Source organism: Viridibacillus sp. FSL E2-0187 (genome assembly GCF_038006425.1).
GTDB classification, from domain to species: domain Bacteria; phylum Bacillota; class Bacilli; order Bacillales_A; family Planococcaceae; genus Viridibacillus; species Viridibacillus arvi.
The window spans coordinates 772,034-788,531 of record NZ_JBBOVG010000001.1 but is presented as its reverse complement, the minus strand read 5'-3'; the positions used below and the strand labels follow the sequence as shown (position 1 = coordinate 788,531).

General features: G+C 37.2%; 14 protein-coding genes. 1 reads left to right on the top strand and 13 read right to left on the bottom strand.

Annotation, left to right across the window (positions count from 1 at the left end; all coding sequences use genetic code 11):
- Positions 1-27 precede the first annotated feature (27 nt).
- The 6 genes from dtd to MHH85_RS03710 all read right to left on the bottom strand — a co-directional run bounded on the left by dtd (position 28) and on the right by MHH85_RS03710 (position 8,813).
- On the bottom strand, positions 28-468 hold the full coding sequence (gene dtd, locus MHH85_RS03735; RefSeq protein ID WP_340705982.1) for a D-aminoacyl-tRNA deacylase: 441 nt from the start codon (positions 466-468) through the stop codon (positions 28-30).
- A 16-nt stretch (positions 469-484) separates the two neighbouring features.
- Entirely contained in the window at positions 485-2,680 is a 2,196-nt protein-coding gene (locus MHH85_RS03730) for a RelA/SpoT family protein (RefSeq protein WP_193740557.1), read from the bottom strand.
- Positions 2,681-2,844: 164 nt separating this feature from the next.
- Positions 2,845-3,357, bottom strand: a complete 513-nt coding sequence (locus MHH85_RS03725) for an adenine phosphoribosyltransferase (RefSeq protein WP_193740558.1) — start codon at positions 3,355-3,357, stop codon at positions 2,845-2,847.
- Positions 3,357-5,702: a single-stranded-DNA-specific exonuclease RecJ gene (gene recJ / locus MHH85_RS03720; protein WP_340705981.1), complete on the bottom strand. Its 2,346-nt coding sequence runs from the start codon at positions 5,700-5,702 to the stop codon at positions 3,357-3,359. Before recJ ends, MHH85_RS03725 begins: the two co-directional genes overlap by 1 nt.
- Positions 5,703-5,943: 241 nt before the next feature.
- Complete coding sequence (secDF, locus tag MHH85_RS03715) at positions 5,944-8,214, bottom strand: protein translocase subunit SecDF (protein WP_340705980.1); 2,271 nt, start codon at positions 8,212-8,214, stop codon at positions 5,944-5,946.
- A 281-nt stretch (positions 8,215-8,495) separates the two neighbouring features.
- Positions 8,496-8,813 (bottom strand): post-transcriptional regulator, encoded by a 318-nt coding sequence (locus MHH85_RS03710; protein ID WP_193740561.1) that lies wholly within the window; start codon positions 8,811-8,813, stop codon positions 8,496-8,498.
- A gap of 94 nt (positions 8,814-8,907) precedes the next feature.
- On the opposite strand from MHH85_RS03710, the gene MHH85_RS03705 reads away from it, so the two are divergent.
- Positions 8,908-10,425 (top strand): putative polysaccharide biosynthesis protein, encoded by a 1,518-nt coding sequence (locus MHH85_RS03705; RefSeq protein WP_193740562.1) that lies wholly within the window; start codon positions 8,908-8,910, stop codon positions 10,423-10,425.
- On the opposite strand, the gene MHH85_RS03700 is transcribed toward MHH85_RS03705, so the two are convergent.
- The 7 genes from MHH85_RS03700 to MHH85_RS03670 all read right to left on the bottom strand — a co-directional run bounded on the left by MHH85_RS03700 (position 10,420) and on the right by MHH85_RS03670 (position 16,497).
- Complete coding sequence (locus MHH85_RS03700) at positions 10,420-11,061, bottom strand: DUF421 domain-containing protein (protein WP_193740563.1); 642 nt, start codon at positions 11,059-11,061, stop codon at positions 10,420-10,422. The genes MHH85_RS03705 and MHH85_RS03700 overlap by 6 nt on opposite strands.
- Positions 11,062-11,295: 234 nt before the next feature.
- The gene (gene yajC, locus MHH85_RS03695; RefSeq protein ID WP_193740564.1) at positions 11,296-11,565 is read right to left on the bottom strand and encodes a preprotein translocase subunit YajC; all 270 of its coding nucleotides are present in this window, start codon (positions 11,563-11,565) and stop codon (positions 11,296-11,298) included.
- A gap of 44 nt (positions 11,566-11,609) precedes the next feature.
- Positions 11,610-12,752, bottom strand: coding sequence for a tRNA guanosine(34) transglycosylase Tgt (gene tgt, locus MHH85_RS03690; protein WP_053416467.1), 1,143 nt, complete (start codon positions 12,750-12,752; stop codon positions 11,610-11,612).
- 3 nt (positions 12,753-12,755) lie between these two features.
- Positions 12,756-13,808: a tRNA preQ1(34) S-adenosylmethionine ribosyltransferase-isomerase QueA gene (gene queA, locus MHH85_RS03685; protein WP_193740565.1), complete on the bottom strand. Its 1,053-nt coding sequence runs from the start codon at positions 13,806-13,808 to the stop codon at positions 12,756-12,758.
- A gap of 18 nt (positions 13,809-13,826) precedes the next feature.
- Positions 13,827-14,831, bottom strand: coding sequence for a Holliday junction branch migration DNA helicase RuvB (gene ruvB, locus MHH85_RS03680; protein WP_193740566.1), 1,005 nt, complete (start codon positions 14,829-14,831; stop codon positions 13,827-13,829).
- Positions 14,832-14,849: 18 nt separating this feature from the next.
- Positions 14,850-15,470, bottom strand: a complete 621-nt coding sequence (ruvA, locus tag MHH85_RS03675; protein WP_340705979.1) for a Holliday junction branch migration protein RuvA — start codon at positions 15,468-15,470, stop codon at positions 14,850-14,852.
- A 163-nt stretch (positions 15,471-15,633) separates the two neighbouring features.
- Entirely contained in the window at positions 15,634-16,497 is an 864-nt protein-coding gene (locus tag MHH85_RS03670) for a phosphotransferase (RefSeq protein ID WP_193740568.1), read from the bottom strand.
- Position 16,498: the final 1 nt, after the last annotated feature.

Below are 16,498 nucleotides of genomic sequence, written 5' to 3'. Positions count from 1 at the left end.
AAATGAATAGTCGATAGTGTATCAATATTATTTTGATTCAATAATGATCGTAACTGGTCCATCGTTTGTTAATTGGACATCCATCATGGCACCAAAAACCCCTGTCTCAACATGTAAACCTAAGTTACGAAGTGTTTCATTGAAACACTCCCATAAAGGCTCTGCTTCCTCAGGTCGTGCAGCTTCAATAAAGCTAGGGCGATTTCCTTTACGTATATCAGCATACAAAGTAAATTGCGATACGGATAAAATAGCTCCGCCGTGATCTAAAATAGAATGATTCATTTTACCATCAGCATCTTCCCATAGACGCATTTTCACAATTTTATTTGCGATATAGTCAGCATCGGCCTTTGTATCACCATGTGTAAGTCCAACTAACAATACATATCCTTGCTCAATGGCGCCTGTAACTTGTCCATCTACAGTGACAGTTGCTTTTTTACTACGTTGCAGTATTACTTTCAAAATGAAAACTCCTATCTTAGTTTGTCACACGTTGTACAGAATAAATATCTGGAATTTGTTTAATACGATCTACAACTTTATATAAATGAGCAATATCACGAATACGAATTGTTAAGTTAATAGTTGCTAATTTGTCTCTATCAGCTCTACCACTCACAGCACTAATATTCGTTTTAGCTTCATTCACTACCTGCATCACTTCATTCAGTAAGCCCGGACGATCATAGCCTGACACTTCGATATCCACAGAATATTCTTTTTTCTCGTCAGCAAAAGCAGAGTCCCATTCAACATCTATTAAGCGTTCTTGTTCTTCATTCGATTGAACATTTGGGCAATCTGCACGGTGAACTGAAACACCTCGACCTTTTGTGATAAAACCAACAATATCATCACCTGGTACTGGGCTACAGCAACGTGAAAGACGAATCAGAAGATTTTCTAATCCTTTTACGACGACACCTGACTCAGTAGCTTTTCTCTTTTCAGGCGAATTCATTTCTTTATTGATTTTCACTAACGCTTCTTCATGATCGCGCTGTTTACGAATTTTTTCCGCAAGACGATTTACAACTTGTTGTGCCGTCATACCATTAAAGCCTACTGCTGCAACTAAATCGTCTTCACTGGCAAAATTCATCTTTTCACATACGCGTTTAAAGTTTTCAGGAGTTAAGACTTCCTTAGGATCAAAGTTTTGCTCTTTAATTTCTTTTTCAATTAATTCGCGACCTTTTACAACATTATCTTCACGCAGTTGCTTTTTAAAGAACTGTTTGATTTTATGCTTAGCTTGTGAAGATTGTGCAATTTTTAGCCAATCACGACTTGGACCAAATGATTGCTTGGATGTCATGATTTCAATAATATCACCCGTTTTTAAAGGTGTATCAAGCGGTACCATTTTACCATTTACTTTTGAACCGATAGTTTTATTTCCTATTTCAGAGTGTACGCGATATGCAAAGTCAATCGGTACAGATCCTGCAGGTAATTCCATGACATCCCCTTTTGGAGAAAAAACATAGACCATATCAGAGAATAAATCAAATTTTAATGATTCCATAAATTCTTCTGCATCAGAAGACTCGTTTTGGAACTCTAAAATTTCCCGGAACCATGTTAGTTTGCTATCGATATTCGAATTACTCATATCGATATTCTTGCCTTCCTTATAAGCCCAGTGTGCAGCAACCCCGTATTCTGCAATATTATGCATGTCCATCGTACGAATTTGCACCTCTAATGGGTCACCGTAAGGTCCTATTACTGTCGTATGCAACGATTGATATAAGTTTTGTTTTGGCATTGCGATATAGTCTTTAAAGCGGCCAGGCATTGGCTTCCAAAGAGTATGCACTATACCTAAAACAGCATAACAGTCTTTTATACTATCCACGATCACACGTACAGCAAGTAAATCATATATTTCACTAAATTGCTTATTTTGCATAACCATTTTACGGTAAATGCTGTATATATGTTTTGGTCGCCCTGATAGATCAGCCTTAATTTCAATATCATCTAACTGTGTATGGATTTCTCCCATAACAGATGATAAATAAGCTTCACGCTCTACACGTTTTTTCTTCATCAAGTTAACGATTCGGTAATATTGCTGTGGATTTAAATAACGAAGTGCAGTATCTTCTAACTCCCATTTAATAGCTGATATCCCTAAGCGATGAGCTAATGGAGCGAAAATTTCAAGCGTTTCCTTTGCGATACGTCGTTGCTTTTCAACAGGTAAATGCTTTAATGTACGCATATTATGTAAGCGATCCGCTAATTTAATTAAAATTACACGGATATCTTGCGCCATTGCGACAAACATTTTACGATGATTTTCAGCCTGCTGTTCTGCTTTCGATTTATATTTAATCTTACCTAGCTTTGTAACACCATCCACAAGCATAGCAACATCTTCACTAAACGCTTCTACAAGATCTTCACGTGTTACGGGCGTATCTTCTACAACGTCATGTAGAAAGCCTGCTGATACTGTTTCTGGATCCATTTGAAGTTCGGCTAAAATACCTGCTACTTGAATGGGATGTAAAATATAAGGCTCCCCCGAGCTTCGAAACTGTTCTTTATGCGCTTCTCTCGCAACCTCATATGCTTTTTGTACAAAAGCAACATGTTCGGTATTCATATAAGAAGAAAGAGTTGCAAAAACGTCTTCTACTGTCATCACTTGATCCTTCGCCATGTTAGCCACCCTATTCCATAAATTTTCCGATTAGATTTAACTTTAATTGTATAAAAAAAACAGCCTTGTTGTAAAGGCTATTCGCGTCAAAAGCAGTTGGCGATCATAATAACTCTAATTATATGATAAAAAACCCCTTTGTTAAAAACAAAGAGGTCAATTTATTAGTATTTCATTAATGTGAATATATCATGGCCTTTAATCTTATCACGGCCGTTTAGCTCTTCTAATTCAATTAAGAATGCACAACCTACTACTTCTCCGCCTAATTCTTCAATAAGCTGGATAGCAGCTTCTACAGTTCCACCAGTTGCAAGTAAATCATCCACGATTAAAACTTTTTGACCAGGTTTAACAGCATCTTTGTGCATCGTTAATGTGTCTTTACCATATTCTAAACCGTAATCAGCACTAATTACTTCACGAGGTAATTTACCTGGTTTGCGAACAGGTGCAAAACCGATTTCTAAAGCATAAGCAACAGGGCATCCTGTAATGAACCCACGTGCTTCAGGGCCAACGATTAATTCAGCGCCTACTTCTTTAGCATATTCCACTATTTGATCTGTTGCGTATTTATATGCCTTTCCATTATCCATGATTGTCGTAATATCTTTGAAAGAAATGCCCTCTTTTGGCCAGTCTTCAACGATAGTTACATATTGTTTTAAATCCATTACTGTTCCTCCTCAGAAACTGTTTGAGCGGATAATCTCGCATCAAACCACTGTCTTAAATCTTTATATGGTGCATACAACAATGTCTGTTCCAAATCCATTTGTTGTGCGCGTGTTTTATAAACGTTGGCACTTGATAATTGTTTTTTAGGAGCACCTTCTACAATTTTTGCAAGTCCGTTTTCTATTGTAACAAATCCAAGTTCAAAAAACACCTGGGTCATGAAAATTAACATATCACGACTCCAACCTTTATGCTTAGCTAAATCATTCAAATGCTGTCTCAAATGGAATTCCCGTCGTTTATTCAAAAACGTATAGTACCAACCAAACTGTTCACGCGTTGGCATACCATCAAAATAATGCGAATCTGGAATATAAAAGTGAGCATAAATTCGAGTCGGTTTTACATTTGTTAATAGGTCCTCTAACATTTGCACATCTTGTGGCATATCTAATAAGACGACAAAAGGGCTAACATCTTCTAGTGATAACTCTTCACTATACGGCATAATTTTTTTCGGAATTAAAGATTCATAATATTGCATTGTATCAGGCTTAAATGCTATAAATGTAGATTCCTCTACCGGTACCGTTTGCAACCATCTAGCAACTTGTCTTATTCCACGTAAGTCGAATAGCTGCCATTCATCCGTACGTACGTCTGAAATCATAAACTGTGGCTTCTTTCTGCCATTCCATTCATTGATTTGTAAATCACCTGCAAAAGAAACGTTAATGCCATAAGTAAGCTCATCTGCAAGATATCCTTTATGAAAGCCTACTGCATCAATGGTAGCATCCGGTTGACCAATTTCCATTTTCAAATGATCTTCATTGGCACCAATTTTTCGCATCGATTGAATATGTTCATCTTCAATACCATACATAGGTTTTGGAAAACCCATCCCAAACGGGGCTAATTCTCTAACTTCTGCAATTGAATCCGTATCAATCTCATCTATTTTCAGAGGAATATCTACTTGAAGAATAGGAATTAGGTCTTCTTCAGTCAAACATTCTCTTGCTTGTATATCTAGTCGTTCACGTAATTCATCTACATCTTCCATTGCTAGTGTCATACCAGCTGCCATTGGATGTCCTCCGAACGCTGGTAAAATATCACGATTCTTCGCAAGTTCTTTATACATATTAAAGCCTTCAATACTACGTGCTGAACCTTTTGCTATCCCTTTTTCAATATCAATGCATAAGATGATTGTCGGCTTATAATATTTTTCAACAAGTCTTGAAGCTACAATTCCTACTACTCCTGGATTCCAGCCTTCTTCAGCTATAACAAGTACTTGTGAATTCCGGATTTCATCGATATTTTCAACCATAGCAACAGCTTGCTCAGTAATATCAGAAACAATCCCTTGGCGCTCTTTGTTTTTATCATTTAAAAGGCTCGCCATTGTCGCTGCACTTGCCTCATCTTCTTCAAGTAAGAAATCTACACCAGGATTGGCGTCACCAAGTCGTCCTAATGCATTTAATCTTGGTCCAAATCCAAAACCAATTGTCTCTTCAGTAATGTCATTTTGCTTTGTACCTGCTACTGTACATAATGCCTTTATCGAAGGTCTTGTTGATTTCTGTAGGGCTAGAATACCTTGCTTTACTAAATAACGGTTCTCTTCTAATAAAGGCACTAAATCAGCTATTGTTCCAATCGCTACAAACTCAAGCAGATGTTTTGGAAATTCACCGTATAAAGCATGCGCCACTTTAAATGCTACACCAACACCAGCAAGCTCACCAAAAGGATACTCCCCCTCTGGATGTCTCGGGTGAATGATGACATCAGCCGGTGGCAATTCGTCTCCAATTTCATGGTGATCTGTCACAATGACATCCATACCAAGCTCTTTTGCCACTTGTACTTCATGATTGCCTGAAATACCATTATCAACAGTGATAATTAACTTAAAATTTTGCTCATGAGCTTCTCGGAATAATCGTTCGCTCGGTCCATACCCATCTGTAAATCGATTAGGAATTTTATGCTCTACATTCGCACCTAAGTCTCTCAAAACTGTCATCATTACAGCTGTACTCGTAATACCATCAGCATCATAATCACCATAAACAAGTATTTTTTCATCATTGTTGATTGCTTGATGAATACGATCGACCGCTTGCTGCATCCCATACATTAGGAATGGATCATTTGTAGATTGATGATCAATATTTAAAAAAGCACGTGCAGATTCGATTGTATCAAAACCACGTGCAGCTAATATTTTCGCTGATATTGCAGGTATACCTAGTTCTTTTTGAAATGTCTTTACAAGCATTTCATCTGGTCTTTCTATTCGCCATCTTTTTGTTGTCATTACCATTTACGTCACTTCCTCACGCGTTTCATTATACCTAATTTAACTTACGAAAAAAACCTTTAGACAATCCAGCTTGAAGGTTAGTCGTTATAAAAAGTTTTAGTTTACATGCCCTTACCTATCCATTTGTTCACTTTCAATACTGATAAAACAAACTTTGACTAATGCTCTAAAGCCACAAAAAACTACTCTACACTTTAAAAGTGCAGAGTAGTTTCAGTGAGCTGATCATTTTCGTACTTAATTATACAACTGGTTCGTCAGTGCCCCATTGTTTTTTCTTTTTACCAACGTCTAAATTACCTTGCTTTTTCATTTGGCGTTTTTTCAACGAGTACCAAACTTGAGCAGCGATAAAGATTGACGAATACATACCCGTAATTAACCCGATTAGTAATGCAATCGAGAAGTTTTGGATTGAAGGTGCACCTAAGAACAATAATGCAACTACAACAATAATTACTGTTAATACTGTATTTACAGATCGTCCTAAAGTTTGACGAAGTGATTTATTAACAATGTTGGCAAGGTCTTCTGAATCTTTAATTTTACCAACACGATGTAAGTTTTCACGAATACGGTCAAACGTTACAATTGTATCGTTTATTGAATAACCAACGATAGTTAATACAGCAGCGATAAACGTAATATCCACTTCTAGACGGAAGAAACTAAATAACGCGACCATAAAGAATACGTCATGCAATAATGATATAATCGCGCCGACACCCATGCGCCATTCGAAACGGAAAGCAACATAAATGATGATGCCAAGAGCTGCAATTGATAATGCTTTGATTGCATTTTTTACTAACTCTTTTCCTACTGTTGAAGATACTGTGCTAATACTTGGTTCGTGACCAAATTCTTTTTTAAATTCAGCTTTCACTTTTTTAACTTCATCTTTTGAAAAGTCTTCTTTATATCGAATAACACCAATGTCTTTGTTTTCACCAGAAATTACGATATCCTCTGAATCAAATCCAAGTTTGGCGATAGTATCAGAAACTTCTTCTTTCGTTAACTGTTGCTCAGCTTTAACTTCCACACGAGTACCACTTGAGAAATCAATTCCTAAGTTAAGCTTGAATATTCCTAAAACTGTAAACCCAACAATAATGAAGATTATCGAAGCTGCATAGTATTTTTTACGATTATGAACAAAATCCAATTTATCAAAGCGTGTTGTTAAATCTAATGTATCTATGCCTTCTTCAATTTTGTGTACTTTCTTTTTACTTACGCCAAACCAAGCTGTTTTTCCATCGAAGTATCCGCTATTTACTAGTAAGCCTAGTAAAATACGAGTTCCCCAAACAGCTGTGATAAAGCTGACTAAAATACTGATCATTAATGTTGTTGCGAAACCTTTAACTGAGCTTGTCCCGAAGTAAAATAATACAGCTGCTGCAAGAAGCGTTGTAATATTGGCATCGAAAATAGCTGAGAATGAAGATTTCGAACCTGAGTTAAATGCTGCCTTTATGGACTTACCAACTCGTAATTCCTCACGAATACGCTCGTACATTAAGATATTGGCATCTACAGCCATACCTACCCCAAGTACAATTGCTGCGATACCTGGTAGCGTAAGAACCGCATTAATCCAATCAAAGATAACAAGTACTAAAAATGTGAAAATAACTAATGTTAAATTCGCTACCAATCCTGGTAGACGATAATATACAAGCATAAAGATAAAGATTAACCCAATACCAACTAGACTTGCAAAAATCGTACTTTTCAGCGCTTGATCACCGAATTGTGCTCCTACTGAAGTTGAATACTTCTCAACTAATTTAACAGGTAATGCACCTGCATTTAAAATACCAGATAAATCTTTTGTTTCCTGAACAGTAAATGCGCCTGAAATTTGAACGTCTGATGAATTGATGACTTGAGATACTCCTGGGGCAGAAACAAATTTAGGTTTTGCCTTTTTAACTTCTTCTGCGTAGGAGTCTTTACCTTCTTCAAAGTCTAACCAAATGACTAATAAGTTATTTGGTTCTCCCATTGCCGCAATTTTCCCTGTTACTTCAGCAAATTTTGCTGGATCTTTTAATTTCAAGGTAACAATAGGACGATTCTTATCGTCAAAGGAACCAGATGCACCGCCTTGTTTCAAATCATTTCCGTCTAACAAAATGTTATCGTTAACATCACGGAATGTTAAATTGGCCTCTGTTGAAAGTAGTTCGCGAGCAGATTCTTGATCTTCAACACCTGCTAACTGAACTCGGATACGGTCTTTCCCTTCAATTTGAATGCTCGGTTCACTAACACCAAGTGCATTTACACGTCGTGATAATGCTTGTGCAGTATCCTTCACATCATCTTCTGTAATATCCGAACCACCATTTAAAGGCTCTACTTGATAAAGAACTTCAAAACCACCTTGTAAATCAAGGCCTAGTTTAATATTGTTCAAGACTCCTTGAACAGTCGTACTCATCGTTGCACCTAAAACAACTACTAGTAGTAAAAAAGCAACGATACGGCTTCTTAATTTCATTCAAACTTCCTCCTCAAACAAATACAGCGGTATGACTTATAAAACATTTTACTTAATAATCTATATTATGACACGAATTTATTCATAAAGCTTGTAAAAACTTCGAGACTAAATGCTCATAACCTATGAAACCTAATATAAAAAGTACTGTAAAATGTTTTTTAGTAAAAAAATTTGTTTCATTCGAACAACATCAAATTTTAAAACTTAACAGGTCTATTATGAAACAGGTGGACCCCACTGTCAAATTGACCCTTTTTTTATTTAAATAAAAATTTTCTTTAAGGTTCTTCACTACCATTCCCATGCAATAGCAGTTGTAATTCATCTTGATTTAATTCCGAGAACCAATTAGATGTCTTTGATTCTTCAATTTGAGTATAGGTCATATATTGTGCAGTAGTAAGAGAAAATAAACCCTCAACCATTTCATAAGGACGCAATGTCTGAATATTGCGCTTACGCCATTTCTTTTTTACACATACATCCCATATGTCCTCTACTGTTACCGTTCTAAAACCTTGCATGATAAATTCATTTCTTTTACTAATTAAAGCTGGTAAAAACTTTTGAAATAAAGCCTCGTACTCGATCGCCATCATTTCACTTCCTTTATGGTAGTTTTATCCGCTTCTGTTCTTGCATAGGATAATTGTATACGAATTTTCTTGAATTGAGAAGGAAGGGATAGTATTGACTTCTTTTTTTCATGGCACTTTTTTATTAATGGGTGCTGTGTTCTTATCTAAGCTCTTGGGTTTCTTGTATCGAATGCAATTTATGAGGGTTGCGGGCGAAGAGGCTGTCGGCACATATATGGCGGCATATCCGGCTTTTATTTTCTTCTTATCCCTAATCCAACTCGGCATTCCAATTGCTGTAGCGAAAATTATCGCTGAACTGCACGCGAAAAAAAAGAAAGAGCAATTAAGTGCTGTAATGAGAACAGCTACTTTATTGACCTTTCTAGCAGGTATTATCTTATTTCCTTTGATAATGCTATTTATTCCGTATTTGTCCAACAATTTACTTCATGACGGACAGACCATGCTTATTTTATATGTTGGCTTGGCAACGGTTCCAGTTGCCGCCGCATCCGCACTGCTCAAATCTTTCTTTCAAGGACTAGCACGCATTGCAGAAACGGCTTGGTCTCAAACAATGGAACAAGTTATCCGTATTATTCTTATTACTTTTTTATTACCTTATGGCGTAAATGTAGAAGAACCAGCTCTAACTGCAGGGTTTGCTATGGTCATTACAGCAATTGCTGAAGCCGTCGCTTTCCTCTATCTGTATTGGCATTATCGAAAAGTAAAGCGTTCAGGTGTTCTACAGCCATCAAAAGAGTATTATCCACCAAATCCAATATTAAAAGTAGCTCTTCCTTCAACTGGTAGTAAAATCTTTGGTACATTCACATGGTTTTTAGAGCCCATTATCTTTTTAAAGGCGCTAACATTAGCAGGTATGACAACTGTTGTTGCGACAAAATTATACGGGGTCATTTCTGGTGTGCTTGTTCCATTATTATTATTCCCAGCTTTTGTACCATTTGCTCTATCAGTTGTGCTTATACCTGCTGTAAGTGATGCTGTTGCTCGTGGCAATCACAGGTTATTAAAAGATCGTGTCCAAATTTCACTTCGATTATCGACGCTTGTAGGCTGTTTTGCGGCTACATACTTTTTCATTCACGGTGATGAACTTGCGATGAAACTTTTTCACCTGCAAGAAAATCGTGGCTATGTAAAATTATTATCACCTGTCTTTTTCTTTTATTATATTCAAAGTCCACTAAATTCGATTCTACAGGCTGTAGATGAGGCGAATGCTGCTATGATGAATGCTGTATATGGTGGTATAGGTAAATTGTTTATCATGTTTGTTCTCGCTTCTCAGTCCGGTTTACAAGAAAAAGGTGCGGTCATTGCGATTGGTTTCGGTGTTCTCGTCACATCCTTTTTACATATCGCAACTATTCGTCAGAAGAAATATTTGCATACGGGCTTCCGATTATTTGTCGTCCCATATGGCATATTCATTTTCGTAGTCGTATTACGAACCATGCTTATACCTACTGCAGGTCTTTCTGTTATCTGGAATAGCGCTATAACCTTAGGTATACTTTCTGTACTTTTGATACTATTTAATCAAATTAGATGGCGTGATTTTATGTATTTAACAAGAACAATTAGGAAACGGCTATGATGCCGCTTCCTTTTTTTGTACGTGCAATTCATTCTCCTCAAAACAGCAATAAAATATTTCTGTAATGTCAGTGATACCTTGTTCTAATAGTTTTTCCCTTAACCATTCTTCCGTTCTTTGTGTTAACTCGAGGTTATGATTTTGTACCTCCCCATCAATAATATATGGTAGTACGGGTGGTTCTTCAGCTTTCACAAATACAGAAAGGTTTCCAGATGGTTCTAAAAAAGCGTAGGCAACTTGCTGAACAGATCCTACCTGCTGTTCTCTTAACTGTTGGAATAAATCATTTAGATTATAACGTTGTTTCCTCATTTCACTTTCCATAATGACGCCATCTCGAATAATCGTAACCGGATCGCCATCAATTAAATCACGAATCTTTTTATTTTTTAAAGTTATAAATGACAAAACAACTTGGATAACGAGCAGCATAATCATCGGCAGAACTGATTCAAATAACTTACGTTGCGGATCATCTATAGCAAATGCTGCAACTTCAGCGATGAGTACGAATATGACGAGATCAATCATACTTAGTTCGCCAACTTCTCGTTTTCCCATGAGTCGAAAAATAATCAAAATAACAAAATATAAAAAGACGGTACGAAATGCGATAATTAATAAATCGTTCATACACGACTCCTTTTTTTAAAATAGAATGTGTAAGATTGAACAATTTATACAAAAACATTGATTTAAAACACACTACTTTTTAAACTATTGTCTACATATTTTAAAAATATAATTGTTCAAAGTTTTTATTAAACTATCTGATAACTTCCTGATAAATACTTTCTTCAAATATTTCCACAAAAAAAAGACTACGCCACAACATAAGTGTGGAATAGCCTTTTTGAACGCATTTAATTAGTTAGTTGCATCTTCAACAATGCGACCTACTGCCGCGCGCTCGAAACGTAGTTTTGTGCCATCAGCAACTTTGATTACAACTGTTGTATCGTCAACCGCGTCAACTTCACCGTGCAATCCACCGATTGTCACGATTTGATTGCCACGTGATAAACTATTTTGCATTTGAGATGTTTTCTTACGTTGTTTTTGTGCTGGACGGATTAATAGTAAATACATCACACCAAACATAAGAATAATCGGGCCAATACCTGATAAAATTTCCATTGAATAAAATCCCCCTTTCTATATCTTTCAATAGTATACAAGAATCAGAAATTTTTTGCATTTGGTTTGTTGAAACCATATGCTTCAAAAAACTCTTCTCGGAAATCACCAAGTCGATCTTCACGAATCGCTTGTCTTACGTTTCTCATTAAATCTTGTAAGAAATATAAATTATGATAAGAAGTTAATCGGATTCCAAATGTTTCTTCCGCTTTCAACAAGTGACGAATATACGCACGTGAATAATTGCGACAAGTATAGCAATCACAGTTCGGATCAAGTGGACCAAAGTCTCTTGCGAATTTCGCATTTTTGATCACTAAACGACCTTCGCTTGTCATGCATGTACCATTACGAGCAATACGTGTTGGTAATACACAGTCAAACATGTCAATACCGCGAATTGCACCATCGATTAATGAGTCAGGAGAACCTACTCCCATTAAATAACGTGGTTTTTCTGCTGGTAATAACGGGGTTGTATATTCAAGCATACGGTTCATGATATCTTTTGGTTCCCCTACAGATAGGCCACCGATAGCATAGCCTGGGAAATCCATTGATACAAGATCCTTTGCAGATTGCTTACGTAACTCTTCAAATTCTCCACCCTGGACAATACCAAAGAGACCTTGGTCATGTGGACGGGCATGAGCTTCTAGACAACGTTCTGCCCAGCGAGATGTACGTTCCACGCTCGCTTTCATATATTCAAAAGTAGCTGGGAACGGAGGACATTCATCAAATGCCATCATAATATCTGCACCAAGTGCATTTTGAATCTCCATCGCTTTTTCAGGACTTAAGAATAGTTTATCACCATTTAAGTGATTACGGAAATGAACGCCTTCTTCTTCAATTTTACGAATATGACTTAAGCTAAATACTTGGAAGCCACCCGAATCCGTTAAAATTGGACGATCCCAGTTCATAAATTTATGGAGACCTCCTGCTTCACGAACAATATCGTGACCTGGACGAAGCCATAGATGGTACGTGTTACTTAAAATAATTCCTGCTCCCATATCTTTTACTTCTTCTGGAGACATTGTTTTAACAGAAGCTTGAGTACCTACTGGCATAAATGCTGGTGTCTCGAATGAACCGTGCGGAGTATGCACGATACCAAGGCGTGCGCCTGTTTGCTTATCTGTTTTAATTAGCTCATATCTGATTGCTTGAGACATTGATTAATTTCCTTTCTGTGCTTTTGGGCGGATAAACATCGCGTCGCCAAAGCTAAAGAAGCGATAGCGTTCTTGTACAGCGATATTGTAAGCATTTAATATTATTTCACGGGTTGTTAATGCACTCACTAACATAACTAGCGTTGATTTTGGCAAATGGAAGTTTGTGATTAAACCATCAATTGCTTTGTATTCAAAACCCGGGTAAATGAAGATTGAAGTCCAACCACTATCAGCTACAATCTTACCATCATGGCGTTCTGCTATAGTTTCAAGTGTACGAGTAGATGTTGTTCCTACTGCAATTACACGACCACCATTAAGTTTTGTATCATTAATAATAGCTGCTGTTTCTTCAGTTAGATTATAAAATTCAGAGTGCATTGCATGTGTTTCTATTGTCTCAACATTAACAGGACGGAATGTTCCTAATCCTACATGCAATGTTAAGAAAGCAACTTTAACACCTTTTGCACGAATTTCATCTAATAAGTCTGTTGTGAAGTGTAGACCTGCTGTAGGAGCCGCTGCTGAACCACGTTCCTTCGCAAAAACAGTTTGATAACGATCTTGATCATCTAATTTTTCACGAATATATGGTGGTAGAGGCATTTCTCCAAGTTGGTCTAAAATTTCATAGAAGATTCCTTCGTAGTTGAATTTAAATAGTCTTCCACCATGATCTAACTCACCTGTACACGTCGCTTTTAGCAGACCTTCACCGAAAGTAATTTCAGTTCCTACTTTCACACGTTTTGCAGGTTTCACTAGCGTTTCCCATTCATCTTCATTTGACGTTTGTTTTAATAGTAATATTTCAACATGCGCGCCTGTTTCTTCCTTTACACCCATTAAGCGTGCAGGTAATACACGTGTATCATTTAAGACAAGGCAATCACCTTCGTGTAGTTCTTCGATAATATCACGGAAAGTATGATGTGTCACTTCACCTGAATCACTATCTACTATCATTAAACGGCTTGAAGTGCGGTCTTCTAGTGGTGTTTGTGCAATTAACTCTTCTGGTAGTTCAAAATCAAAGTCTTCTAATTTCATTGTTAACTTCCTTTTGTTTTATGTTTGTGATGGCAATGGATAGCCAAAATGCTCATAAGCTAGTGTAGTTGCTATACGCCCTCTTGGTGTTCGCTGTATGAAACCAATCTGCATTAAATAGGGCTCGTAGACATCTTCAATTGTCATTGATTCTTCACCAATACTTGCTGCAATCGTATCTAAACCAACAGGGCCGCCTCGGAAACGTTCAATCATTGTAGAAATTAATTTGTGATCGATATGATCTAAACCTAACGGATCGACTTGTAACAACTCTAGTGCAGCTTGTGCCATTTCTAGTGTAATGTTTCCGTCTCCAATAACTTGTGCATAGTCTCTAACTCTTTTTAGTAATCGGTTTGCGACACGTGGTGTACCACGTGACCGACGAGCTATTTCTCTTGCTGCTATTTTATCAATGTTCACATCAAAAAGCACAGCACTTCTACAAACAATTTCTGTTAATGAAAGCTCGTCATAATATTCCAGTCGCAACAACACGCCGAAACGATCCCGAAGGGGAGCTGATAGTGCTCCTGCTCTTGTAGTTGCTCCTACTAATGTAAAAGGAGGTAAGTCAAGTCGAACAGAGCGCGCTGCAGGACCTTTCCCCACGACAATATCTAAACAAAAGTCTTCCATTGCGGGGTACAGTACTTCCTCAATCGCTCGGGGGAGACGATGAATTTCATCGATAAATAAGACATCTCCCGGTTCTAAAGAACTAACGATTGCAGCTAAATCTCCTGGACGCTCTATAGCTGGTCCGCTCGTCATGCGAATTTGAACATTCATCTCATTAGCAATCACAGCCGCTAAAGTTGTTTTACCGAGCCCTGGAGGCCCGTATAAAAGCACATGATCCAAACTTTCTTCCCGCATTCTCGCTGCTTCGATAAATATCTTCAAATTGTCTTTTACTTTTTGCTGACCAATATATTGAACCAAATTTTGAGGTCTTAGTGATTGTTCAAATTGTTCATCAAAATTAGATACTTCACTCGATACAACGCGCTCGTCCATAACTATTCCTCCTTTCTTTTATTTTTGTTTTAATAATAGTTGTAAGGCTTTCTTCATATATGCTTCAGTTGATGAAAGTTGATGATCTTCATCAAGTTGTGGTCGAATTTTCGTTAACTCACGCTCCGAATATCCTAAAGCCGTTAACGCTAGTAATGCTTCCTCTAATTCATGCTTATTCGGATTTACTCCGAATAGTGGCAATTCATCTTCTCCACTTGGTAATTCAACATTTTCAAGTAGTACATCTAGTTTCCCTTTTAAATCTAGAATCATTTGGCGAGCGGTTTTCTTTCCAACACCTGGGAACTTTACAAGGAAAACTTCATCTTCTTGTTCAATTGCTTGAATAACTTGAGATGGGTTGCCACTTGCTAAAATGGCCATTGCTCCTTTAGGTCCAATACCTGATACTTGTATCAGTTTACGGAATAGTTCACGTTGCTCTAATGATTTAAAAGCAAATAATAGATGTGCATCTTCTCTTACGTGATGATGCGTATAGACTTGCAGTGATTCCTTTTGAACATGAAACGCAAACGGATTTGGCGTATATAATTGCCAGCCGATTCCTTGCTGCTCCATGACAATATATTCTGGAGTAACTCTTGTTACTTGTCCAATTATGTAGTCATACATGGCAATTCCCCTTATATTCAACGCTATGATTATAGCATATTATTTGTTACATTAGGATGTCAGACCTTTGTCCAAATAGCAGTAGAAAAAGATAGATCGCCTAAACGACCTATCTGAAGCTTTATTTGTCATTTTCTTATCCCAAAAAAGACAAACACCTATTCTATTTCACACTTCCACTATCATACCATAATTTTGGCCAAGATGAGAGCGCGACCTTTGTAAATGCCACAAGTTCTTCGACGAAAGCCGCTTTGCGCTGTGTAGCAATGACATCAACATACAGCCATTCTCTTAACAGCTCATTAGGATAACGAATCGCCAGTAAGTGCTCTTTCGGAAATCCCTGCAAAAGTGGCTGCTCCTCTAAAAGTTTAGGCAGATTATAATCGACATGAGGAAGTACACGATGCATCCACATGATGATTTCATCTTCAGCATGACCAACTGCTGCTAAATCAAAATCAATCAAATACACCTTGCCTTTCTCCGTCATTAAAAAATTATGATGCACAACATCTCCATGGAGAATTGTTGGCTTTTTATTTTTTACTGGTTGCATACTTTTTAACGCTTGTTCCGCATATATAATAAGCTGATCAACAGCCGGTTCACCCAAAAACCGGGCTATTTGTTCTTTCTTAGCTTTGAATTTTGACAAACGATCCTGCCATTTCAACTGTAAATCATATTGTGGCAAAAACACTCCGAACTCAGACCAATTAATGTCACTATTTGTTGCATGTAATTTATATAATAAATCTAACGTTTTTGTACGTTCTTCTATACGATTAAATTTTACTGCTCGCACATTAGATGCCCACGGTTGCACAATAGCAGTAGGATCATCACTTGCAATAACCGGTAATATATTCGGAAAACTTGCCTTTTTTAATTGTTGATGAACAATACGAACCTTGTCAGCCGTCCCTTTATTCGCGTAGCGTTTAATCGAATAATTATGCCCATTAATAGTCCATTGCCAAACGTTTGGCTTAACCCTCCTGAAAATACCGCTTTGATTCACA

Coding starts and splice junctions, on each gene's coding strand:
- queA (WP_193740565.1), bottom strand. CDS start 13,808: ATGAAATTAGAAGACTTTGATTTTGAACTACCAGAAGAGTTAATTGCA.
- ruvA (WP_340705979.1), bottom strand. CDS start 15,470: ATGTATGACTACATAATTGGACAAGTAACAAGAGTTACTCCAGAATAT.
- ruvB (WP_193740566.1), bottom strand. CDS start 14,831: ATGGACGAGCGCGTTGTATCGAGTGAAGTATCTAATTTTGATGAACAA.
- MHH85_RS03730 (WP_193740557.1), bottom strand. CDS start 2,680: ATGGCGAAGGATCAAGTGATGACAGTAGAAGACGTTTTTGCAACTCTT.
- MHH85_RS03710 (WP_193740561.1), bottom strand. CDS start 8,813: ATGGCGATCGAGTACGAGGCTTTATTTCAAAAGTTTTTACCAGCTTTA.
- yajC (WP_193740564.1), bottom strand. CDS start 11,565: ATGGAAATTTTATCAGGTATTGGCCCGATTATTCTTATGTTTGGTGTG.
- tgt (WP_053416467.1), bottom strand. CDS start 12,752: ATGTCTCAAGCAATCAGATATGAGCTAATTAAAACAGATAAGCAAACA.
- MHH85_RS03725 (WP_193740558.1), bottom strand. CDS start 3,357: ATGGATTTAAAACAATATGTAACTATCGTTGAAGACTGGCCAAAAGAG.
- recJ (WP_340705981.1), bottom strand. CDS start 5,702: ATGGTAATGACAACAAAAAGATGGCGAATAGAAAGACCAGATGAAATG.
- secDF (WP_340705980.1), bottom strand. CDS start 8,214: ATGAAATTAAGAAGCCGTATCGTTGCTTTTTTACTACTAGTAGTTGTT.
- MHH85_RS03700 (WP_193740563.1), bottom strand. CDS start 11,061: ATGAACGATTTATTAATTATCGCATTTCGTACCGTCTTTTTATATTTT.